At 73.6% G+C, this 20,992-nt stretch carries 20 protein-coding genes; 15 read left to right on the plus strand and 5 right to left on the minus strand.

The genetic code is table 11. The features are described 5' to 3' along the window. Positions 1-11: 11 nt before the first annotated feature. Positions 12-1,688, plus strand: a complete 1,677-nt coding sequence (locus tag JQT67_RS11380) for a long-chain-fatty-acid--CoA ligase (protein WP_307864317.1) — start codon at positions 12-14, stop codon at positions 1,686-1,688. 8 nt (positions 1,689-1,696) lie between these two features. On the opposite strand, the gene JQT67_RS11385 is transcribed toward JQT67_RS11380, so the two are convergent. Continuing rightward, positions 1,697-2,542 (minus strand): sugar phosphate isomerase/epimerase, encoded by an 846-nt coding sequence (locus tag JQT67_RS11385; protein WP_021010023.1) that lies wholly within the window; start codon positions 2,540-2,542, stop codon positions 1,697-1,699. 91 nt (positions 2,543-2,633) lie between these two features. On the opposite strand from JQT67_RS11385, the gene ilvD reads away from it, so the two are divergent. From ilvD to JQT67_RS11425, 8 genes are all read left to right on the plus strand, one after another. After that, positions 2,634-4,331, plus strand: a complete 1,698-nt coding sequence (ilvD, locus tag JQT67_RS11390; protein WP_021010024.1) for a dihydroxy-acid dehydratase — start codon at positions 2,634-2,636, stop codon at positions 4,329-4,331. 29 nt (positions 4,332-4,360) lie between these two features. Continuing rightward, the gene (locus JQT67_RS11395) at positions 4,361-6,148 is read left to right on the plus strand and encodes an acetolactate synthase large subunit (RefSeq protein ID WP_208064747.1); all 1,788 of its coding nucleotides are present in this window, start codon (positions 4,361-4,363) and stop codon (positions 6,146-6,148) included. Continuing rightward, entirely contained in the window at positions 6,148-6,663 is a 516-nt protein-coding gene (gene ilvN, locus JQT67_RS11400; protein WP_021010026.1) for an acetolactate synthase small subunit, read from the plus strand. Before JQT67_RS11395 ends, ilvN begins: the two co-directional genes overlap by 1 nt. A 27-nt stretch (positions 6,664-6,690) precedes the next feature. Beyond that, the gene (gene ilvC, locus JQT67_RS11405) at positions 6,691-7,716 is read left to right on the plus strand and encodes a ketol-acid reductoisomerase (RefSeq protein WP_208064748.1); all 1,026 of its coding nucleotides are present in this window, start codon (positions 6,691-6,693) and stop codon (positions 7,714-7,716) included. 193 nt (positions 7,717-7,909) lie between these two features. Further along, a complete protein-coding gene (locus JQT67_RS11410; RefSeq protein ID WP_208064749.1) occupies positions 7,910-9,412 on the plus strand; it encodes an FAD-dependent oxidoreductase in 1,503 nt (500 codons plus the stop codon). A 35-nt stretch (positions 9,413-9,447) separates the two neighbouring features. Beyond that, positions 9,448-10,437 (plus strand): DUF2332 domain-containing protein, encoded by a 990-nt coding sequence (locus JQT67_RS11415; protein WP_208064750.1) that lies wholly within the window; start codon positions 9,448-9,450, stop codon positions 10,435-10,437. A gap of 22 nt (positions 10,438-10,459) precedes the next feature. Continuing rightward, positions 10,460-10,852, plus strand: a complete 393-nt coding sequence (locus JQT67_RS11420) for a hypothetical protein (protein ID WP_021010030.1) — start codon at positions 10,460-10,462, stop codon at positions 10,850-10,852. Then, a complete protein-coding gene (locus JQT67_RS11425) occupies positions 10,849-11,196 on the plus strand; it encodes a hypothetical protein (RefSeq protein WP_051222918.1) in 348 nt (115 codons plus the stop codon). Before JQT67_RS11420 ends, JQT67_RS11425 begins: the two co-directional genes overlap by 4 nt. Positions 11,197-11,214: 18 nt before the next feature. Here JQT67_RS11425 and JQT67_RS11430 read toward each other — a convergent pair whose 3' ends face one another. After that, positions 11,215-11,610 (minus strand): hypothetical protein, encoded by a 396-nt coding sequence (locus JQT67_RS11430; RefSeq protein WP_021010032.1) that lies wholly within the window; start codon positions 11,608-11,610, stop codon positions 11,215-11,217. Positions 11,611-11,758: 148 nt separating this feature from the next. Here JQT67_RS11430 and serA point away from each other — a divergent pair, with 148 nt between their 5' ends. After that, positions 11,759-13,351, plus strand: a complete 1,593-nt coding sequence (gene serA, locus JQT67_RS11435) for a phosphoglycerate dehydrogenase (protein ID WP_208064751.1) — start codon at positions 11,759-11,761, stop codon at positions 13,349-13,351. Positions 13,352-13,369: 18 nt separating this feature from the next. Here the strand turns inward: serA and JQT67_RS13660 are convergent, their stop codons facing one another. Continuing rightward, complete coding sequence (locus JQT67_RS13660; RefSeq protein ID WP_307864318.1) at positions 13,370-13,906, minus strand: helix-turn-helix domain-containing protein; 537 nt, start codon at positions 13,904-13,906, stop codon at positions 13,370-13,372. Positions 13,907-13,955: 49 nt separating this feature from the next. On the opposite strand from JQT67_RS13660, the gene JQT67_RS11445 reads away from it, so the two are divergent. Both JQT67_RS11445 and JQT67_RS11450 read left to right on the plus strand, forming a co-directional pair. After that, positions 13,956-15,479: an MFS transporter gene (locus JQT67_RS11445; protein WP_307864319.1), complete on the plus strand. Its 1,524-nt coding sequence runs from the start codon at positions 13,956-13,958 to the stop codon at positions 15,477-15,479. Positions 15,480-15,533: 54 nt separating this feature from the next. After that, entirely contained in the window at positions 15,534-16,259 is a 726-nt protein-coding gene (locus JQT67_RS11450) for an alpha/beta fold hydrolase (RefSeq protein ID WP_208064754.1), read from the plus strand. Positions 16,260-16,280: 21 nt separating this feature from the next. Here the strand turns inward: JQT67_RS11450 and JQT67_RS11455 are convergent, their stop codons facing one another. Together JQT67_RS11455 and JQT67_RS11460 are read right to left on the minus strand one after the other, a co-directional pair. Continuing rightward, a complete protein-coding gene (locus JQT67_RS11455; RefSeq protein WP_208064755.1) occupies positions 16,281-17,480 on the minus strand; it encodes an ATP-binding protein in 1,200 nt (399 codons plus the stop codon). Positions 17,481-17,590: 110 nt separating this feature from the next. Further along, the gene (locus JQT67_RS11460; protein WP_021010038.1) at positions 17,591-17,848 is read right to left on the minus strand and encodes a DUF6458 family protein; all 258 of its coding nucleotides are present in this window, start codon (positions 17,846-17,848) and stop codon (positions 17,591-17,593) included. 171 nt (positions 17,849-18,019) lie between these two features. On the opposite strand from JQT67_RS11460, the gene JQT67_RS11465 reads away from it, so the two are divergent. Genes JQT67_RS11465 through JQT67_RS11475 form a run of 3 tightly spaced genes read left to right on the plus strand, consistent with a single transcriptional unit; the run spans position 18,020 to position 20,942 of the window. Then, a complete protein-coding gene (locus tag JQT67_RS11465) occupies positions 18,020-19,081 on the plus strand; it encodes a 3-isopropylmalate dehydrogenase (RefSeq protein ID WP_035254222.1) in 1,062 nt (353 codons plus the stop codon). Beyond that, positions 19,078-20,166 carry a branched-chain amino acid aminotransferase gene (locus JQT67_RS11470; protein ID WP_208064756.1) on the plus strand — a complete coding sequence of 363 codons (1,089 nt, stop codon included), beginning with the start codon at positions 19,078-19,080 and terminating at the stop codon, positions 20,164-20,166. Before JQT67_RS11465 ends, JQT67_RS11470 begins: the two co-directional genes overlap by 4 nt. Further along, positions 20,166-20,942 (plus strand): fumarylacetoacetate hydrolase family protein, encoded by a 777-nt coding sequence (locus tag JQT67_RS11475; RefSeq protein ID WP_021010041.1) that lies wholly within the window; start codon positions 20,166-20,168, stop codon positions 20,940-20,942. The genes JQT67_RS11470 and JQT67_RS11475 overlap by 1 nt, the downstream gene beginning before the upstream one ends. Positions 20,943-20,992 lie beyond the last annotated feature (50 nt).

A 20,992-nucleotide genomic window follows, 5' to 3' on the forward strand; every position in this document is an offset into this window, starting at 1 on the left:
GGGAGGACGACGTGGATCGAGAGGGCGTCAGCGCGCGGCCGTGGCTGCGGCACTACGGCGAGGGCGTGCCGGCCGAGATCGAGGTGCCCGACGGTTCGCTCATCGACCTGCTCGGCGACGCGGTGCAGCGCTTCGGCGACCGCGTCGCGCTCGAGTTCTTCGGCGCCGAGACGACCTACGCCGAGCTCGGCCGCCGCGTCGCGCGGGCCGCGGAGGGCCTGCGGCGGCTCGGCGTCGGCGCCGGCGACCGCGTCGCGATCGTGCTGCCCAACTGCCCCGAGCACATCGTCGCCTTCTACGCCGTGCTCCGCCTCGGCGCGGTCGTCGTCGAGCACAACCCGCTCTACACGCGCGGCGAGCTCGAGCACCAGTTCCGCGACCACGGCGCGACCGTCGCGATCGCGTGGGACAAGGTGGCTCCGCTCGTGCGTGAGATGCTGGGCGTGCGGCACGTCGTCGCCGTCGACATGACCGCGAGCATGCCGCTCGGCAAGCGCCTCGCCCTGCGGCTGCCGATCGCCAAGGCGCGCGCCGCGCGCGCCCAGCTGACGGCGCGCGCGCCGGGCACGATGCCATGGCCGCGGCTGCTCGACCAGGGTGCGGTGTTCGAGTCGCACGCGCGCCCCGCCGCCGACGACCTCGCCGTCATCCAGTACACGAGCGGCACGACCGGCTCGCCGAAGGGGGCGATGCTCACGCACCGCAACCTGGGCGCGAACGCCGCCCAGGGCCGGGCGTGGGTGCCGGGCCTCGTCGCCGGGCGCGAGGTCGTGTACGCGGTGCTGCCGATGTTCCACGCCTACGGGCTCACGCTGTGCCTCACCTTCGCGATGAGCATCGGCGCGCGGCTCGTGCTCTTCCCGAAGCCCGACGTCGAGCTCGTGCTCGCGGCCGCCAGGAAGCATCCGCCCACCTTCCTGCCGGCGGTGCCGCCGATCTACGACCGGCTGGCGCGCGCCGCGGTCGAGCGCGGCATCGACCTCTCCTCGGCTCGCTTCGCGATCTCGGGCGCGATGCCGCTCACGACCGAGATCCTCGAGCGGTGGGAGGCCGCGACGGGCGGCCTGCTCGTCGAGGGCTACGGCATGACCGAGGCATCGCCCGTCGTGCTCGGCAACCCCGTCGGCCGCTCGCGCCGGCCCGGCGCGGTCGGCGTGCCCTTCCCGAGCACCGAGATCCGCGTCGTCGACCCCGAGGAACCGAGCCGCGACCGCGCGCCCGGCGAGGCCGGCGAGCTGCTCGTGCGCGGGCCGCAGGTGTTCGGCGGCTACTGGGGCAAGCCCGACGAGACCGCGGCGACGCTGCTGCCGGGCGGCTGGCTCCGCACGGGCGACATCGTCGAGGTCGACGCCGACGGCTTCGTGACGATCGTCGACCGCATCAAGGAGATCATCATCTCCGGCGGCTTCAACGTCATGCCCTCGGAGGTCGAGGCGACGCTCGTGCGGTTCGAGGGGGTGACGGATGCGGCGGTCGTCGGCCTGCCGCGCGACGACGGCTCCGAGCAGGTCGTCGCGGCGGTGACGGTCGACGGCGACGTCGACCTCGAGGCCCTCCGCGAGCACTGCCGCGGATCGCTCGCCGCCTACAAGGTGCCGCGGCGCATCGAGGTCGTCGACGAGCTGCCGCGCTCGCAGATCGGCAAGGTGCTGCGGCGCGAGGTGCGGGAGCGGCTGCTCGCGGACTGACGCGCGCGCTACGGCTGGGCGGGATCCGCGGCGGACCTGGCGTCGTCGGCGGCGTCCGCCGACGCATCGACCGCGAGGTGCTCGCGCGCGAACTCGAGCGTCTCGGTGAGCATCCGGAGCCGCTCGCGCTCGTTGCGGGCGTAGCGGGTCTTGATCTCGGCGACGACCTGCCCCGTCCATCGCCGCTCGGCGAGCATGCGCAGCACCTCCGCGACGGGCTCGTTGCCGCGGCCCGGCAGGAGGTGCTCGTCGAAGATGCGCCCGCCCTCGGCCGCGACGCCGTCGGTGAGGTGGAGGTGCCGCAAGCGGTCGCCGAGGTCGAGCGCGAGCTCCATCGAGTCGCGCTTCGCGAGCGCGCAGTGCGAGAAGTCGAGGGTCGCGTGCTCGACGTCCATCTCGCTCGGGTCGATGCCAGGCAGGTACGCCTGCCGGTCGATGCCGCCCGCGGCCCACGGGAACATGTTCTCGACCGCGACCTCGACGCCGTGCTTCCGCTCGGTCTGCCGCACCGCATCCTCGAACGTGCGCGCGTACTTGCCCTGCCAGCGGAACGGCGGATGCACGACGACCGTCGGCGCGCCGACGGCGACGGCGAGCTCGGCCGAGCGGTCGAGCTTCACGAACGGGTCGCGGCCCCACACGAACGTCGTCAGCAGCACGACGGGCGCGTGGATCGCCATGATCGGCTGCTCGTACTGCGCCGAGAGCTCGAGCAGCCGCTCGGGGCTGCGCGTCTTCGCGTCGGTCGTGACCATCACCTCGACGCCGTCGTAGCCGGCCTCGGCCGACAGGCGGAAGCCGTCCTCGACGCCCTTGGGGAAGACGGAGATCGTGCTCAGCCCCACCGTGATCATGGTCACGACGGTAGACCCTCCGGGTGAGTGCCGCGTTCCAGGCAGCGGCCGCGGCGCTGATCTGACATCCCTCGCGGCGTAGGATCGGGCCATGCCTGAGATCGACATCAAGCCGCGCTCGCGCGCCGTCACGGACGGCGTCGAGGCCACGACGAGCCGAGGGATGCTGCGGGCCGTCGGCATGGGCGACGGCGACTGGGAGAAGCCCCAGATCGGCATCGCGAGCTCGTGGAACGAGATCACGCCGTGCAACCTCTCGCTCGACCGCCTCGCGCGCTCGTCGAAGGAGGGCGTGCACGCCGGCGGGGGCTACCCGCTGCAGTTCGGCACCGTCTCGGTCTCGGACGGCATCTCGATGGGCCACGAGGGCATGCACTTCTCGCTCGTGAGCCGCGAGGTCATCGCCGACTCCGTCGAGGTCGTCGTGAACGCCGAGCGCCTCGACGGCACGGTGCTGCTCGCGGGCTGCGACAAGTCGCTCCCCGGCATGCTCATGGCCGCCGCGCGGCTCGACCTCGCGAGCGTCTTCGTCTACGCCGGCTCGATCGCGCCGGGCTTCGCGAAGCTCAGCGACGGCACCATCCCGCAGTCGATGACGATCATCGACTCCTTCGAGGCCGTCGGCGCATACAAGGCCGGCAAGATCTCGGCCGAGGACCTGCACCGCATCGAGTGCGGATTCGCGCCCGGCGAGGGCGCGTGCGGCGGCATGTACACGGCCAACACGATGGCGTGCATCGCCGAAGCGCTCGGCATGAGCCTCCCCGGCTCGTCGACGCCGCTCTCGGCCGACCGCCGCCGCGACTACTACGCCCGTCGCTCGGGCGAGGCGGTCGTCGAGCTCCTGCGCCGCGGCATCACCGCCCGCGACATCCTCACGAAGGAGGCGTTCGAGAACGCCATCACCGTCGCCATGGTGCTCGGCGGCTCGACCAACGCGGTGCTCCACCTGCTCGCGATCGCGCACGAGGCGCAGGTCGAGCTCGACCTCGAGGACTTCCGCCGCATCGGCGCGCGCTCGCCGCACCTCGCCGACGTCAAGCCCTTCGGCGCCTACGTCGCGCAGGACTTCGACCGCGTCGGCGGGATGCCGGTCGTGATGAAGGCGCTCCTCGACGCGGGCCTGCTGCACGGCGACGCGCTGACGGTCACGGGCCGCACACTCGCCGAGAACCTCGCCGAGCTCGACCCGGCGCCGATCGACGGCACCGTCGTGCGCGCGCTCGACGACCCCATCCACGCGACCGGCGGCCTCACGATCCTCGACGGCTCGCTCGCGCCCGAGGGCGCCGTCGTCAAGACGGCCGGCTTCGACGCCGAGGTCTTCGAGGGCCCCGCGCGCGTGTTCGACCGCGAGCGCGCCGCGATGGACGCGCTCACGAACGGCGAGATCCGCGCGGGAGACGTCGTCGTCATCCGCTACGAGGGCCCGAAGGGCGGCCCCGGCATGCGCGAGATGCTCGCGATCACCGCCGCCATCAAGGGCGCTGGGCTCGGCCGCGATGTACTACTGTTGACGGACGGCAGATTCTCAGGCGGCACAACCGGCCTGTGCATCGGCCACATCGCCCCTGAGGCGGTCGACTCCGGTCCGATCGCCTTCGTGCGCGACGGAGACCGCATCAGGGTCGACATCGCCGCTCGCTCGCTTGACCTGATCGTCGACGAGGCAGAGCTCGCCTCCCGGCGTGAGGGCTGGGAGCCGCTGCCCCCGCGCTACTCGCGCGGAGTCCTCGCCAAGTACGCCCGTCTCGTGCAGTCCGCCGCTCGCGGAGCCGTCACGGGCTGACGACACGTCCGTCAGCAGCCAGGAGAGCCATGCCCATCACCGCCAGGCCTGCGCCGCCGCGCAGCGCCGAGCCCCCGACCCTCACCGGCTCGGGAGCCGTCCTCAAGTCGCTCGAGCTGCTCGGCGTCACCGACGTCTTCGGCATCCCCGGCGGCGCGATCATCCCCTTCTACGACGAGCTCATGCAGCAGTCGGCCATCCGTCACATCCTCGTGCGCCACGAGCAGGGCGGCGGCCACGCCGCCGAGGGCTACGCGGCCGCGACCGGCCGGGTCGGCGTGTGCCTCGCGACGAGCGGTCCGGGCGCGACGAACCTCGTCACCGCGCTCGCCGACGCCTACATGGACTCGGTCCCGATGGTCGCGATCACCGGCCAGGTGTTCAGCCACCTCATCGGCACGGATGCGTTCCAGGAGGCCGACATCACCGGCATCGTGATGCCCATCACGAAGCACACCTTCCAGGTGACGCGCCCCGAGGACGTGCCGGGCGCGCTGCGCGCGGCGTTCCACATCGCATCCACGGGTCGTCCCGGCCCCGTGCTCGTCGACATCACGAAGGACGCGCAGCAGGACTCCGCGCCGTTCGTGTGGCCCGATCGCGTCGACCTGCCCGGCTACCGGCCGGTCGTCAAGGCGCACGGCAAGCAGATCACCGCCGCGGCGCAGCTGCTCGCGAGCTCCGAGCGCCCGCTGCTCTACGTCGGCGGCGGCGTCATCCGCGCGAAGGCGTCGGCGGAGCTGCTCGAGTTCGCCGAGTCGACCGGGGCGCCGGTCGTGACGACGCTCATGGCGCGCGGCGCCTTCCCCGACTCGCACCCGCAGCAGCTCGGCATGCCCGGGATGCACGGCACGGTCCCCGCGGTGCTCGCGTTCCAGGAGTGCGACCTCATCGTCGCGCTCGGCGCTCGCTTCGACGACCGGGTGACCGGCAAGGTCGCCGAGTTCGCGCCGAACGCGAAGGTCATCCACGTCGACGTCGACCCCGCCGAGATCTCGAAGATCCGCACCGCCGACGTGCCGATCGTGGGCGACGTGCGCGAGGTGCTGAGCGACCTCTCGATCGCGTTCCAGGAGCTCGCGGCGAACGAGCGCCCCGACCTCACCGACTGGTGGGAGCGGCTGCACGGACTGCAGGAGCGCTTCCCGCTCGGCTTCCCCGAGCCGAGCGACGGCAAGCTCTCGCCGCAGCACGTCATCCAGCGCATCGGCGAGCTCACCGGCCCCGAGGCGATCTACGCGTCGGGCGTCGGCCAGCACCAGATGTGGGCGGCGCAGTTCATCCAGTACGAGCGCCCGAACGCGTGGCTCAACTCCGGCGGCGCCGGCACGATGGGCTACGCCGTGCCGGCCGCGATGGGCGCGAAGGTCGCCGAGCCCGAGCGCGTCGTGTGGGCGATCGACGGCGACGGCTGCTTCCAGATGACCAACCAGGAGCTCGCGACCTGCACGCTCAACGACATCCCGATCAAGGTCGCGGTCATCAACAACTCGTCGCTCGGCATGGTGCGGCAGTGGCAGAGCCTCTTCTACGAGGGCCGGCACTCGTTCACCGACCTCGAGACCGGCGACGACGCGAAGATGATCCCCGACTTCGTCAAGCTCGGCGAGGCCTACGGCTGCCTCGCGATCCGCGTGACGAAGCCGGAGGAGATCGACCCGGCCATCAAGCTCGCGCTCGAGACGAACGACCGACCGGTCGTGATCGACTTCATCGTCTCGAAGGACGCGATGGTGTGGCCCATGGTGCCGCAGGGCGTCTCGAACTCCTTCGTGCAGTACGCCAAGGAGCACAGCCCGGTGTGGGAGGAGGAGTGATGAGCACGCACGTCCTGTCGCTCCTCGTCGAGGACAAGCCGGGCCTCCTGACCCGCGTCGCGGGCCTGTTCGCCCGCCGCGGCTTCAACATCGAGTCGCTCGCGGTCGGCAAGACCGAGGTGCCGGGCCTGTCCCGCATCACCGCGGTCGTCGACGTCGAGGACCTGCCGCTCGAGCAGGTCACGAAGCAGCTCAACAAGCTCATCAACGTCGTGAAGATCGTCGAGCTCGAGCCGGCCCAGTCGGTGCAGCGCGAGCACATGCTCATCAAGGTGCGCGTCGACAACTCGACGAGGTCGCAGATCCTCGAGGCCGCGACGCTCTTCCGCGCGCGCGTCGTCGACGTCACGACCGACGCGCTCGTGATCGAGGTCACGGGCGACTCCCCGAAGTGCCAGGCGCTGCTGCGGCTCCTCGAGCCGTACGGCATCAAGGAGATCGCGCAGTCGGGCCTGCTGGCCATCGGCCGCGGCGGCAAGTCCATCAGCGAGCGCGCGCTCAAGCAGAGCTCCTGATCCACAGAACCAGACGAAGGAGACAGCATGACTGAGGTCATCTATGACGACGGTGCCGACCTCGGCATCATCCAGGGCAAGAAGGTCGCCATCATCGGCTACGGCTCGCAGGGCCACGCGCACGCGCAGAACCTGCGCGACTCGGGCGTCGAGGTCCGCGTCGGGCTCCAGCTCGAGTCGAAGAGCCGCCAGAAGGCGACCGAGCAGGGCTTCGAGGTCGGCACGCCGGCCGAGGTCGCCGAGTGGGCCGACGTCGTCGTGCTGCTCGCCCCGGACCAGCACCAGCGCCACATCTACAGCGGCGAGGTCGCCCAGCACATGGGCGAGGGCAAGACGCTCCTGTTCAGCCACGGCTTCAACATCCGCTACGGCTACATCGAGGCGCCCGAGGGCGTCGACGTCGTGCTCGTCGCGCCGAAGGGCCCGGGCCACACGGTGCGCCGCGAGTTCCAGGCCGGCCGCGGCGTGCCCGTGATCGTCGCCGTCGAGAAGGATGCGTCGGGCTCGGCGTGGCAGACGGCGTGGTCGTACGCGAAGGCCATCGGCGGCCTCCGCGCCGGCGGCATCACGACGACCTTCACCGAGGAGACCGAGACCGACCTGTTCGGCGAGCAGGCCGTGCTGTGCGGCGGCACGTCGCAGCTCGTGCAGTACGGCTTCGAGACCCTCATCGAGGCCGGCTACCAGCCCGAGATCGCCTACTTCGAGGTGCTCCACGAGCTCAAGCTCATCGTCGACCTCATGTGGGAGGGCGGCATCGCGAAGCAGCGCTGGTCGATCTCCGACACCGCCGAGTACGGCGACTACGTCTCGGGCCCGCGCGTCATCAGCCCCGACGTGAAGCAGAACATGCAGGCCGTGCTCGCCGACATCCAGTCGGGCGCGTTCGCGAAGCGCTTCATCGAGGACCAGGACGCCGGCGCGCCGGAGTTCACGAAGCTCCGCGAGCAGCAGCAGGGCCACCCGATCGAGGAGACCGGCAAGAAGCTGCGCGCGCTCTTCGCCTGGGAGCAGCCCGACGCCGACTACACGGACGGCTCGGCCGCCCGCTGACGACCGGCTCTTGACGAGGAGGGGACCCCGAGCGGGTCCCCTCCTCGCGTCCCGCCCTCGCGGTGACCACCGGCCTCCCGCGAGATGCACGCTCTTGCGGTCCGGCGCGCGCAGAGGCCGCAGGAGCGTGCACACGGTCGGCCGATGGCGCTCGGTGCGGCTCGCTCACAGCCAAGCGCGCTTGGGTGGCCGCATGGCTTCGCTCTGGCTCGACTCCGCGCCCCCGATCGGCTTCGACGAGGCGGACCGGCACGACGCCGACGTCGCCGTCGTGGGCGCGGGCATCACCGGCCTCATGACCGCGGCGCTGCTCGCCGGCCGCGGCGCTCGCGTCGTCGTGCTCGAGGCGCGTGACCACGTCGGCGCCGTCGCGACCGGCAACACCACCGCGAAGGTGAGCCTGCTGCAGGGCGATCGGCTGCACCGGGCGCTCGGGCTCGCGCGGCGCGAGGCGGTCGAGGCCTTCGTCGAAGGCTCGATCGCGGGCCAGCTGCGGCTCCGCAGCCTGCTCGCCGCTCGCGACGCGCCCGCCGAGGAGCGCACGGCGATCTCGTTCGCGTTCACCCCCGAGGGCGTCGCGGCGCTCGAGCGCGAGGTCGAGGCCGCGCGCGGGCTCGGCATCCCGGTCGAGTCGAGCGGCGCGGAGGCGCTGCCGTTCCAGGTGGCCGGCGCGATCCAGCTCATCGAGCAGGCGCAGGTGCAGCCGGTCGCGATGCTCGCGGCGCTCGCCGCCGAGCTGCGGGAGCACGGCGGGCGCATCGTGCGCGCGGCGGTGCGCTCGGTGCGCACAGTCGGGCGCGGCGTCGAGCTCGAGACCGACAGCGGCGTCTGGCGCGCGGGCACGGCGGTGCTCGCGACCGGCTCGCCGGTGCCGGCGCGCGCGACATCGGCGCTGCTGACCGCGAGCCGCTCCTACGCCGCCGCCTACCGCACGAGCGCCCCGCTGCCCGAGCCGATGGCCATCAGCGTCGACTCGCCGAGCCGCTCGATCCGCACCGCCGCCGGCCCGGGCGGTGCGGTGCTCGTCGCCGGCGGCCCCGGCCACGCCGTCGGCCGGCACGCCGACCCGCGGCGGCTCGTCGACGAGCTCGACCGCTGGGTGCGGTCGCACTGGCCCGACGCCGAGCGCACGCACGTGTGGAGCGCGCAGGACTACGCGACGCCCGACCTGCTGCCGTGGATCGGTGCGCGACCGGGCTCGCGCGGGCGCGTGCTGCTCGCGACCGGCTTCGACAAGTGGGGCATGTCGAGCGGCGCGATGAGCGCGCTCGCGCTCGCGGGTCGCATCGCGGGGGAGGAGCCCGAGTGGGCGCGCACCCTGCGCCGGCGCGGCACGACGATCGCGGCGCTCGGCCAGGCCGCGGGAGCGTTCGGCGCCGTCGTCGCGGCCGATGCGCGCGCGACCGCGTCGGCGCTCAAGCCCGCGAGCACGCCCGCGGAGGGCGAGGGCGAGCTCGGCCGCGAGGGCCTCCGGCTCGTCGCGACCTCGACGGTCGACGGCGAGACCCGGCGGGTCTCCGCCCACTGCCCGCACGTCGGGGCGCTCGTCGCCTGGAACACGCAGGACCGCAGCTGGGACTGCGTCGCGCACGGCTCGCGCTTCGCGCCCGACGGGTCGCGCCTCGAGGGGCCCGCCGACTGCCCGTTGCGCGCGCTTCGGCGAGCGCCGCGCGAGAGCGAGCCCGTCGCGGGCTGAGGGCCGGCGCTCGCGACCGTGGCAGGGTGGTCGACGTGGACGACGTCACCCAGCCGGGATCCGTGGCCGCCTCGTACCGCCGCTGGGCGGAGGTCGAGGCGGAGGGGCGCTCGCCGCTCTACGCCGAGTGGGCGCGCGGCGTCGCCGACGACGAGCCGCTGTGCGCCGCGCTCGCGCAGCTCGAGCCCATCAAGCGGCAGCCCAACCTGCTCTTCGCGGCCGCGCGCTTCGAGGGCGTCCCGCTCGTGCCGTGGAGCGACGCGCGCGACCTGCTCGCCCGCGGGTGGGAGCGCATCCGCTCGACGATGCTCGCGCGCATGACGCAGACGAACGAGGCGAGGCGCATGGCGACCCTGCTGCCGGCGATCGCGCACCTCGAGGGGCCGATCGCCCTCGTCGAGGTGGGCGCCTCGGCTGGGCTGTGCCTCTACCCGGACCGCTGGCGCTACCGCTTCGGCGCGGGCCGGTACGTCGGCGACGCCGGCCTGCCGCTGCTCGAGACCGACGCCTCGCCGTCGACCCCGCTGCCCACGAGACCGCCCGTCGTCGCATGGCGCGGCGGCATCGACCTGCAGCCGCTCGATCCCGCCGACCCGGCGACGAGGGCGTGGCTCGAGGCGCTCGTGTGGCCGGATGCGTCGGGTGGGCTCGACGGCGCCCGCGTCGACCGGCTGCGCACCGCGCTCGCGATCGCGCGGCGGGAGCCCGCCCACGTGCGGCTCGGCGACCTGACGGTCGATGCGCGCGCGATCGTCGAGGAGGCCGCCCGGCACGCGCCGACGGTCGTCGTCTGGCACTCCGCGGTGCTCGCGTACGTCTCCGCGCTCGAGCGCGCGACGTTCGCGGATCTCATGGGCGAGCTGCCCGTCACGTGGGTCGCGAACGAGGGAGCGTCGCTCGAGATCGGCCCGCCCGCCCCGTGGGCCGACGCCGGCGACTTCGTGCTCCGGCGCGACGCCGAGCCGATCGCGGTCACCGATCCGCACGGCGCCTCGATCACCTGGCTCGCCGACCTCGCGACGTGACCCGACGGCTAGGCTGGATCGAGTGAGCCGCGACGACGACGCCCTCCGCTGGGAGGGGGACGAGGACCTCGACCTCGAGCCCTCCGCCGACGACGGCGATCGCGCGCGATCCGGCGCGGCGGCCCCCGCCGCGCGCGAGGCGCGGCCCCGCGGCCCGCTCGGTTGGCTCGCGCTCGTGCTCGCGCTCGCAGCCACCGTGGGCTGGATCGTCGTGATGTTCGCGAACCCCGTGCAGCAGCCGAGCCTGCTCGGCCTCGTGATGTACCAGCTCGGCGAGCTGCTCGCCGTGATCGCACCGCTGCTGTGGTGGTGGTGCGTCGACCGGCTCGCACCGCTCGAGCGCCGCGCGCCGTGGTGGATCGCCGGCCTCGTCGTGACCGCACCGTGGCCGCTCGTCGCGGGGGTGCTCGCGTGAGCGCGCGGCAGCCGCACGAGGAGCGCCCCGGCGACGCGTGGATCGTCGCGCTGCTGTTCGCGCTCGCATTCGGCTACGACACGGTCGAGGCGGTCACGAACCTGCAGCAGCTGCCGCTGCTCTACGCGAGCGCGGGCATCGAGGCGTCGACGCCGTGGTGGCTGCTCATCGCGAGCGTCGCGCTGCCCGCCGTGCTCTTCGCGCTGTCGCTCTGGATCGGGCGGCGGATGCGGCTGGTCGGCAAGGCGGGCGTCATGCTCGTCGCGCTCGCGGTGAGCGCGCAGGCGAGCCTGCTCGCCGAGCAGCTCGCGCGCCAGATCGCGATCGCGGCGCTCGGCGGCTGAGCCGGCGCGGGCTCCGGCTCAGATCACCGAGACGAGCACGAGCGCGCCGAGCACGACCTGCCCGACGGCGCGCGGTGCGATCGGCACCGCGGCGGCGCCGAAGCGCTCGGGCTCGCGCGCGGCCTGCACGTTGGCGGGGAAGACCGCGATGAGCAGCGCGATGAGCGCGATGCCGGCCGCGAAGCGCACACCCCACCACGGCGCGAGGAGCGCAGCACCGGCGACGATCTCGACGACGCCGGAGATCGCGACGAGCGCGGGCGCCCAGCGCCGCTCGGGGCCGGCGAACGCTGCCGGGATCATCGCCTGCATCGCCCGGCGCACGCGCGGCACGAAGTGGGTGATGCCCATGCCGACGAAGACGAGGGCGAGGATGATGCGCAGCACGAGCTGCGCGAGAGCGAAGGCGTCCATCGCCTCCATTCTCCCGCACCCGCAGGCCCGCCCGGTCCGCCACGGCCGCCACGCGCGCGCTGCGGCACGCGACGCTCAGTAGGCTGTGCTCAGCACGACGAGGTGCTGCCCGCGATCGCGATCCCTCCACCCGTGCAAGGAGCCCCGCATGACCAAGCCCGTCGTCCTGATCGCCGAGGAGCTCTCGGCCGCCACCGTCGACGCCCTCGGGCCCGACTTCGACGTGCGCCACGTCGACGGCACCGACCGCGAGGCGCTCTTCGCCGCCCTCGCCGACGCATCCGCCGTGCTCGTGCGCAGCGCGACGCGCATCGACGCCGAGGCGCTCTCGCACGCGCCGCGCCTCAAGGTCGTCGCCCGCGCGGGCGTCGGCCTCGACAACGTCGAGATCCCCGCCGCGACGAAGGCCGGCGTCATGGTCGTCAACGCGCCGACCTCCAACATCGTCTCGGCCGCCGAGCTCGCGATCGCCCACCTGCTGGGGCTCGCGCGCCACATCCCGGCAGCGGATGCGTCCCTCAAGCGAGGCGAGTGGAAGCGGTCGGCGTTCACGGGCGTCGAGCTCTACGAGAAGACGGTCGGCATCGTCGGCCTCGGCCGCATCGGCGTGCTTGTCGCCGAGCGGCTCGCGGCCTTCGGCACGAAGCTCATCGCCTTCGACCCGTTCGTGAGCCCCGCGCGCGCCGCGCAGCTCGGCGTCGAGCTGCGCTCGCTCGAGGAGCTCATGGCCGAGAGCGACTTCATCACGATCCACATCCCGCGCACGCCCGAGACGGTCGGCCTCATCGGCGCCGCGGAGCTCGCGCTCGCGAAGCCGACGCTCCGCATCGTCAACGCCTCGCGCGGCGGCATCATCGACGAGGCCGCGCTCGCCGAGGCGCTCCGCAGCGGCACGATCGCCGGCGCCGGCATCGACGTGTTCGTCTCCGAGCCGCCGACCGACGACGCGCTCACGAGCGCCCCCAACATCCAGGTCACCCCGCACCTCGGCGCCTCGACCGACGAGGCGCAGGAGAAGGCCGGCATCGCCGTCGCCCGCTCGGTGCGGCTCGCGCTCTCGGGCGATCTCGTGCCGGATGCGGTCAACGTCGCGGGCGGCGTGATCGACGAGTACGTGCGCCCCGGCATCGCGCTCGCCGAGCGGCTCGGGCAGTTCGCGGCCGGCCTCGCCGCCGGTCCCGTCGAGGCGGTCGACGTCGCGGTGCACGGCGAGCTCGCCGCCTACGACGTCAAGGTGCTGCGGCTCGCGGCGCTCAAGGGCTTCTTCTCGTCGATCGTGAGCGAGCAGGTGACGTTCGTCAACGCGCCCGTCATCGCCGAGTCGCGCGGCGTCACGAGCGAGCTCTCGGTCGACGAGCGCAGCGAGGAGTACCGCAACGTCGTCGAGGTCGTCGTCGCGCGCAGCGACGGCCGCCGCGTGAGCGTCGAGGGCACCCTCACGGGCCCGAAGCAGGTCGAGAAGATCGTCGGCGTCAACGGGCAGTCGGTCGAGGTGCCGATGGCCGATCACTTCGTCGTCATGGAGTACGAGGACCGGCCCGGCATCGTCGCGGCCTACGGCGCCGCGTTCGGCGAGGCGAGCATCAACATCGCCGGCATGCAGATCGCGCGCACGCGCGCGGGCGGCGAGGCGCTCTCGATCATCACGATCGACCAGGCGGCGCCCGACGCGCTCGTCGAGCAGCTCGGCGCGACCATCCAGGCGAAGACGATCCGGCAGATCTCGATCCGCGAGCTCTGAGCGGCCGCTCCGGCTCGCTCAAGCGCCGCGGATGAGGCCGTCGAGCCGCGCGATCACGCGGTCGACGGAGTCGGCAGGGATCGACTCGCTGCCGCCGAGCGCCGAGCGCAAGTAGATGCCGTCGCTCAAGCGCACGATCACGAGCGCGAGGTCGCGGTCGCCGATGCTCGACTCGAGCGCCGCGAGGTAGTGGTCGTCGAGCCGCGTGAGGGCGTCGCGCGCGGCCCCGTGCTCCTCGAGCTGGCCGAGCTGCAGGAGCGCGAGCAGCGTGCGGTCGACGGGCTGGTCGGCGATGACGGACTCGCGGAGGAAGACCGCGATGGCGTCGTCGGTGCCGCGCAACCGCGCCTCCTCCGCCTCGCCGAAGCGATCGAGGCGCTCGGCGAGCCCGGCCACGAGCGCGGCCTTCGAGCCGAAGTGGTAGAGCAGCCCGCCCTTCGAGACGCCGGCGGCCTCGGCCGTCGCGGCAAGCGTGCCGGCGCGCTCGCCGCGCTCGATCACGAGCGCCTCGAACGCGTCGAGGATGCGGTCGCGGGTGTCGGCTGCCTTGCTCACGCCCTCACCATACCTTGCCATCAAACCGTCCGGACGGTACAGTAATCGGGTGACTCGATCGAACCCCTCCGCCATCGCCGCGCCCGCTCGAGCGGGAGCGCGCGAGTGGGGCGCGCTCGCGGTGCTGATGCTCCCCGTGCTGCTCATCTCGATCGACACGACCGCGCTCTCGTTCGCGCTGCCCGAGATCGCGGTCGCGCTGCAGCCGACGGCCGCTCAGCAGCTGTGGATCGTCGACGCCTACTCGCTCGTGCTCGCGACCCTGCTCGTCGCGATGGGCAACCTCGGCGACCGCGTCGGCCGCCGCCGGCTGCTCCTCATCGGCGCGACCGGCTTCGCGATCGTCTCGGTGCTCGCCGCCTTCGCGCCGACGCCCGAGCTGCTCGTGGCGGCGCGCGCCGCGATGGGGCTCTTCGGCGCGACGCTCATGCCCGCGACGCTCGCGCTGCTGCGCACGACGTTCCTCGACCGCGGCCAGCGGCGGCTCGCGGTCGCGATCTGGGCGACCACGTTCTCGGTCGGCGCCGCGGCCGGCCCAGTCGTCGGCGGCCTGCTGCTCGCGCACTTCCCGTGGGGCTCGATCTTCCTCATCGCCGTGCCGTTCCTCGTGCCGCTCCTCGTGCTCGCGCCGCTGCTCATCACCGAGTCGCGCGATCCCGCGCCCGGCCCCATCGACCCGATCGGCATCGTCCTCTCGATGCTCGCGCTCGGCGGCCTAGCGGCGGGCGTCAAGGAGCTCGCGGTCGCGGGCCTCGACCCGATCGGCATCGCGCTCGTCGCCGTCGCCGCGCTCGCGGGCTGGCTCTTCGTGCGCCGCATGCGCCGCCGGGCGAACCCGATGCTCGACGTCGCGCTCTTCCGCGTGCCGCAGTTCTCCGGCGCGCTCGTCGTCAACCTCCTGAGCGTCGTCGCGCTCACGGGCTTCCTCTTCTTCGTCACCCAGCACCTGCAGCTCGTCGAGGGGCTCCCGGTGCTCGACGCCGCGCTCGTGCTCGTCCCGGGCGTCGTCGCGATGATCGTCTCGGGCCTCGCGGTCGTGCGCGTCGTCCGCGCCGTCGACCCCGGCATCGCGGTCGTCGTCGCGCTCGGCGGCTCGGCGGCGGCCTACGGCATCCTCGCGGTGCTCGGCGAGGACGTGAGCATCGCCGGCATCGTCGGCGCCTTCGCGCTGCTCGGGATCGGCATCGGCGCCGCCGAGACCGTCTCGAACGACCTCGTGCTCAGCGCCGTCCCGCCCGCGAAGGCGGGCGCCGCATCCGCCCTCTCCGAGACGGCGTACGAGTTCGGCGCCGTGCTCGGCACGACGCTGCTCGGCGGCCTCGTCACGGCGGTGTACCGCTCGACGCTCGCGCTGCCGGCCGGCATCGACGCCGACGTCGCGGCGGCCGCGCGCGAGACGCTCGGCGGGGCGATCGCGGCCGCGCCCGGGGCGGGCGGCGCGGCGGATGCGGTGGTGGAGGCCGCGCGGACGGCGTTCGACCACGGCGTGGTCGCCACGAGCGCGCTCGGCGCCGGCCTCATGCTCGTCGCGATGCTCGTCGCGTTCCGCACCCTGCGGCACCCCGCGCACTGAGCCGCCTGCCCCGGGCGCCTGGCGCACGTGGGCGGCGCGGGCTAGCGTCTCGCCATGGACACCACCGGAGGCGCCGTGCGCGCCCGCATCGTGCTCGTCCCCGGCTTCTGGCTGGGCGCTTGGGCGTGGGACGAGGTCGCGGCGCTGCTGCGCGAGCGCGGCCACGACGTCACCGCGCTGACGCTGCCGGGGCTCGAGCCCGACCACGCCGACCGCGGGAGCGTGCGGCTCGACGACCACGTCGCCGCGATCGAGGCGGCGCTCGAGGGGGAGGGGCCGGTCGTGCTCGTCGCCCACAGCGGCGCCGCCTCGCCCGCGACCGTCGCGATCGACCGCCACGTCGACCGCGTCTCGCGCTCGGTGTGGGTCGACACCGCGCCGGTCGTCGACGGCCACGCGATGGACCCCTCGTTCGAGGGCGACGAGATGCCGCTCGAGGCCGCGTGGGAGGACGAGCTCGAGCAGGGCTCGATGCAGGGGCTGACGGACGAGCAGCTCGACGAGTTCCGCGAGCGAGCCGTGCCCGAGCCCGCGGGAGCCGTGCGCGACGCCGTCGCGCTGCGCGACGACCGCCGGCTCGACGTGCCGGCGACCATCATCTGCACGGCATTCTCGGCGGCCGACTACCGCGCCTACGCCGAGCAGGGCGTGCCGTTCCTCGCGGGCGTGCTCGAGCACCGCGCGCTCGAGCTCGTCGACCTGCCGACGGGCCACTGGCCGATGTGGTCGAAGCCGCGCGAGCTCGCGGAGCGCATCGCCGAGGTCGCCGAACGCGCCTGACCGGCCACGGCGGTCGCGGGCTCAGTCCCCTGCGGGCAGCAGCACCCAGACGCTCGCGCCGCCGAGCGCCGAGTCGTCGATGCCGATCCGGCCGCCGTGCGCCTGCGCGATGCGACGGCACGTCGAGAGCCCGATGCCGAGCCCCTCGACGCCCGCCTCGACCTCGGCGCGGTCGCCGCGCTGCATGAGTCCGAACACGCGCTCGCGCTCCTCGGCCGGCACGCCAGGGCCGTCATCGTCGACCGTCAGGCGCCACCCGCCCGAGAGGCGCTCCGCGCGCACCGCGACGCGCGGCCGGGCGCCGTTGGCCGACGCGAACTTCACCGCGTTCGCGAGCAGGTTCTGCGCGAGCGCGCCCAAGAGCGTCGCGTCGCCCTGCACGACCGGCAGCTCGCCGACGTCGACGGCCGCGCCCGCCGCGTCGATCTGCGCGTCGAGGTCGGCGATCGCGGCACGCACGACGTCGCCGAGCGCCACGGGCCGCCGGCGGGCGCTGCCGCCGATGCGGGCGAAGTCGAGCAGGTCCTCGACGAGCGCGGCCATGCGCTCGGCCGCCGACTCCGCGCGCGAGAGCGCCTTCGTCGCATCCGGCGCGCCCGCGAGCTCGGGGCTGTCGGCCGCGAGCTCCAGGTAGCCCGTGAGCGCCGCGAGCGGATTGCGCAGGTCGTGGCTCACCTGGCCCGCGAACTGCGCGAGCTGCTCGTTGGAGCGGCGCAGCTCGCGCGTGAGGCGGCGCAGCTCGAGCACGTCGACGACCTGCTCGGCGAGCAGGCCGAGGCTGCGAGCGCCGTGCTCGTCGAGCTCGCGCACCTCGTCGTCGAAGACGCACAGGCTCCCGATCGGCAGGCCGCCGGGCGTTCGGAGTGGACTGGATGCGTAGAAGCGCACGTCGGCGATCTCACCCGTCACGAAGGGGTTCTGCGCGAACCGCGCGTCGGCGCGCGCATCGGCGACGATCGTCTGGTCGGGGCCCTCGAAGACGCGGCTGCACATCGAGTCCTCGCGCGAGCACACCGACGCCTCGAAGCCGACCGCGGCGATCTGGTGCTGCTGCCGCTCGTCGATGATGTTGATGACCGCGTTCGGCACGCCCGCGACCGCGGCGGCGAGCTCGGTGAGCCCCCGCAGGTCGGCACCTCCCGCGTCGGCGGCAGGCGCTTCGGCGAGCACGCCGTAGTCGGCGATCGCCGCCGCGCGGACGACATCCTGGGCGTTCGGCACGCGGGCTCCCTCCGTCCGAGCCTCCGCTCGGTCGGCTCCATCCTGGCCGATGCCGGGGCGCGGGCGCGCCCGGGACGCGGCCGGAGCCGGTCCCGGGTCGCCGTCGCGCGTCAGATGACGTCGTCGCGGCGCTCCGTGCGCTCGACCCGCATGCCCGTGTCCGGGTCGACGCGCGAGCGCGAGACCTGGCTCGAGCGGCCCGAGCGCGCCGCCATGATGATGCCGAAGAGGGTCACGAGGGCGCCCGCGCCCAGCAGGATGTAGCCGATGAGGGTCCAGTTGGCGCCCTCGACCTGCCACAGACCCGGCAGCGCCCACGCGACGATCGCGCCGACGGCCATGAGGAAGATGCCGAAGCCGATGCTCAAGGTGCTCTCCATTCGTCCGGGCGCCCCGGGACCAGCGCGCCTGCCGCGGAACATACCGACCGAACCTGCGAGCGTCGTGGGGGATCCGAGGCCGCCAGTAGGCTGGGGAGCACGGCTCCGCGCGGGTGCGGCGCCGGTCGACGCGCACCTCGCGTGCGCCTGGGAGGAACTGTGCAGCAGCTGCGGCTCGCGGTGATCGGTGGGGACGGCATCGGGCAGGAGGTCACGCTCGAGGCCCGGAAGGCGATGCGCGCCGCGCTCGACGGCGTCGAGCTCGTCGAGACCGAGTACGACCTCGGGGCGGCGCACTACCTCGCGACGGGCGAGATCCTCGACGACGCGACCCTCGCGTCGCTCGCCGAGCACGACGCGATCCTCCTCGGCGCCGTCGGCGGCGACCCGGCCGACCCGCGGCTCGCGGGCGGCATCATCGAGCGCGGACTGCTGCTGCGCCTGCGCTTCGCCTTCGACCACCACGTCAACCTCCGCCCGACGCGCCTGCACCCCAAGATCGGCAGCCCGCTCCGCGAGCCGGGCGACATCGACTTCGTCGTCGTGCGCGAGGGCACCGAGGGCCCCTACGTCGGCAACGGCGGCGCCCTGCGGGTCGGCACCGAGCACGAGATCGCGAACGAGACGAGCGTCAACACCGCCTTCGGCGTCGAGCGGGTCGTGCGCTTCGCGTTCGAGCTCGCCGAGCAGCGCCGTCGCCGCCTCACGCTCGTGCACAAGAAGAACGTGCTCGTGCACGCCGGCGCGCTCTGGCAGCGGATCGTCGACGAGGTCGCGGTCGACCACCCGGAGGTGTCGGTCGACTACCTCCACGTCGACGCCGCGACGATCTTCCTCGTCGACGACCCCAGCCGGTTCGACGTCATCGTGACCGACAACCTCTTCGGCGACATCCTCACCGACCTCGCGGGCGCCGTCGGCGGCGGCATCGGGCTCGCGGCCTCCGGCAACCTCAACCCGTCCGGCGCCTTCCCGAGCATGTTCGAGCCCGTGCACGGCTCCGCGCCCGACATCGCGGGGCGCGGCATCGCCGATCCCACCGCGGCGATCCTCTCGGCCGGCCTGCTGCTCGAGCACTCGGGCCTGCGCGACGCGGCCCAGCGCATCCGCGACGCCGTCGACGCCGACATCGACGCGCGCGACGGGAGCCGCCGCACCACGAGCGAGGTCGGCGACGCCATCGCCGACCGCATCCGCGCCACCGCGAAGGAGCACGCATGACCCTCGAGTTCACCCTCACGCGCAACCCGAGCCCCGCCTCCGCCGAGGCGCGCGCGGCGGTGCTCGCCGAGCCCGGCTTCGGCCGCCACTTCACCGACCACATGGTCTCGATCGACTGGACGCTCGAGGGCGGCTGGAGCGACGCGCGCGTCGAGCCGTACGGCCCCCTGCAGCTCGACCCCGCCTCGGCGGTGCTGCACTACGGCCAGGAGATCTTCGAGGGGATGAAGGCCTACCGCCGCGCCGACGGCTCGGTGTGGGCGTTCCGGCCGGAGGAGAACGCGAAGCGCATGCAGCGCTCGGCGGCGCGGCTCGCGCTGCCGCAGCTGCCGGTCGAGCTCTTCGTCGAGGCGGTCCGCCAGCTCGTCGAGGTCGATGAGGCGTGGGTGCCCGCGGGCGGCGAGGACTCGCTCTACCTGCGGCCCTTCATGATCGCGAACGAGGTGTTCCTCGGCGTCCGCGCCGCGCAGACCGTGCGGTTCATGGTCATCGCGAGCCCCGCGGGCCCCTACTTCGCGAGCGGCGTCAAGCCGGTCTCGATCTGGCTCTCGACCGAGTACAACCGCGCCGGCAAGGGCGGCACGGGGGCCGCGAAGTGCGGCGGCAACTACGCCGCGAGCCTGCTGCCGACGCAGCAGGCGGCCGAGCACGGCTGCGCCCAGGTGCTGTTCCTCGACGAGTCGGGCAGCGACCTCGAGGAGCTCGGCGGCATGAACGTCGTGCTCGTGAAGGCCGACGGCACGCTCGTGACGCCGGAGTCGGACTCGATCCTCGACGGCATCACGCGCAACTCGCTGCTGCAGCTCGCCGCCGACGCGGGGCACGCCGTCGAGCGCCGCGCCGTGACGCTCGCGGAGTGGCGCGAGGGCATCGCCGACGGCTCGATCACCGAGGCGTTCGCGTGCGGCACCGCCGCGGTGCTCACGCCGATCGCCGCGCTCAAGAGCCCGACCGAGACGATCGGCGACCCGGACGCGCCCGCGGGGCCCGTCGCGCTCGCGCTCCGCAAGCAGCTCACCGACATCCAGTACGGCCGCGCCGAGGACCCGCACGGCTGGATGGTGCAGATGGTGGAGGCCCGCTGATGCGCGTCGCCCGCTTCGCCCACGGGGAGCGCATCGGCTACGGCGTCGTCGACGACGACGCGCTCGTCGTGCTCGTCGGCGACCCGATCGTCGCCGGCTTCGACACGACCGGCGAGCGCGTGCCGCTCGCCGAGGCGCGGCTGCTCGCGCCGGTCATCCCGCGCTCGAAGGTCGTCGCCGTCGGCCGCAACTACGCGAAGCACGCCGCCGAGCTCGGCAACGAGGTGCCGAGCGAGCCGCTCGTCTTCCTCAAGCCCAACACCTCCGTCATCGGGCCGAACGACGCGATCGTGCTGCCGCCCGAGTCGACCGACGTGCACTTCGAGGGCGAGATCGCGCTCGTGATCGGCCGGGTCGCGCGCCGCCTCACGCGCGCGAACGCGATGCACGCCGTCTTCGGCGTCACGGTCGCGAACGACGTCACCGCGCGCGACCTCCAGCAGCGCGAGCCGCAGTGGGCGCGCGCGAAGGGCTTCGACACCTTCTGCCCGCTCGGCCCGGCGATCGAGACGGAGCCCGACTACGACGCGCTGCGGCTCATCACGCGCGTCGACGGCGACGTGAAGCAGGACGGCGTCTCGAGCGACTGGATCTTCGACGCGCCGACGGTGCTCGAGTGGATCACCGCGTCGATGACGCTGCTGCCCGGCGACGTCGTGCTCATGGGCACGCCCGAGGGCGTCGGGCCGCTACGCGCCGGCGAGACCGTCGAGGTCGAGGTGCCGGGCGTCGGCACGCTGCGGAACCCCGTCGTCGCGCAGGCCGTCGCCGGCTGACCCGCTGCAGGCTGTCTCCATATGCAGGCAGCCCACGGCTAGACTGCCCG

Source organism: Agrococcus sp. TF02-05 (assembly GCF_017565345.1).
Classification (GTDB): domain Bacteria; phylum Actinomycetota; class Actinomycetes; order Actinomycetales; family Microbacteriaceae; genus Agrococcus; species Agrococcus pavilionensis.

Bases quoted from the DNA above. Each gene is read 5' to 3' on its own strand.
- JQT67_RS11385 (WP_021010023.1), bottom strand. From the start codon at position 2,542: ATGATCACGGTGGGGCTGAGCACGATCTCCGTCTTCCCCAAGGGCGTC.
- ilvD (WP_021010024.1), top strand. From the start codon at position 2,634: ATGCCTGAGATCGACATCAAGCCGCGCTCGCGCGCCGTCACGGACGGC.
- JQT67_RS11395 (WP_208064747.1), top strand. From the start codon at position 4,361: ATGCCCATCACCGCCAGGCCTGCGCCGCCGCGCAGCGCCGAGCCCCCG.
- ilvN (WP_021010026.1), top strand. From the start codon at position 6,148: ATGAGCACGCACGTCCTGTCGCTCCTCGTCGAGGACAAGCCGGGCCTC.
- ilvC (WP_208064748.1), top strand. From the start codon at position 6,691: ATGACTGAGGTCATCTATGACGACGGTGCCGACCTCGGCATCATCCAG.
- JQT67_RS11410 (WP_208064749.1), top strand. From the start codon at position 7,910: ATGGCTTCGCTCTGGCTCGACTCCGCGCCCCCGATCGGCTTCGACGAG.
- JQT67_RS11430 (WP_021010032.1), bottom strand. From the start codon at position 11,610: ATGGACGCCTTCGCTCTCGCGCAGCTCGTGCTGCGCATCATCCTCGCC.
- serA (WP_208064751.1), top strand. From the start codon at position 11,759: ATGACCAAGCCCGTCGTCCTGATCGCCGAGGAGCTCTCGGCCGCCACC.
- JQT67_RS11450 (WP_208064754.1), top strand. From the start codon at position 15,534: ATGGACACCACCGGAGGCGCCGTGCGCGCCCGCATCGTGCTCGTCCCC.
- JQT67_RS11470 (WP_208064756.1), top strand. From the start codon at position 19,078: ATGACCCTCGAGTTCACCCTCACGCGCAACCCGAGCCCCGCCTCCGCC.
- JQT67_RS11475 (WP_021010041.1), top strand. From the start codon at position 20,166: ATGCGCGTCGCCCGCTTCGCCCACGGGGAGCGCATCGGCTACGGCGTC.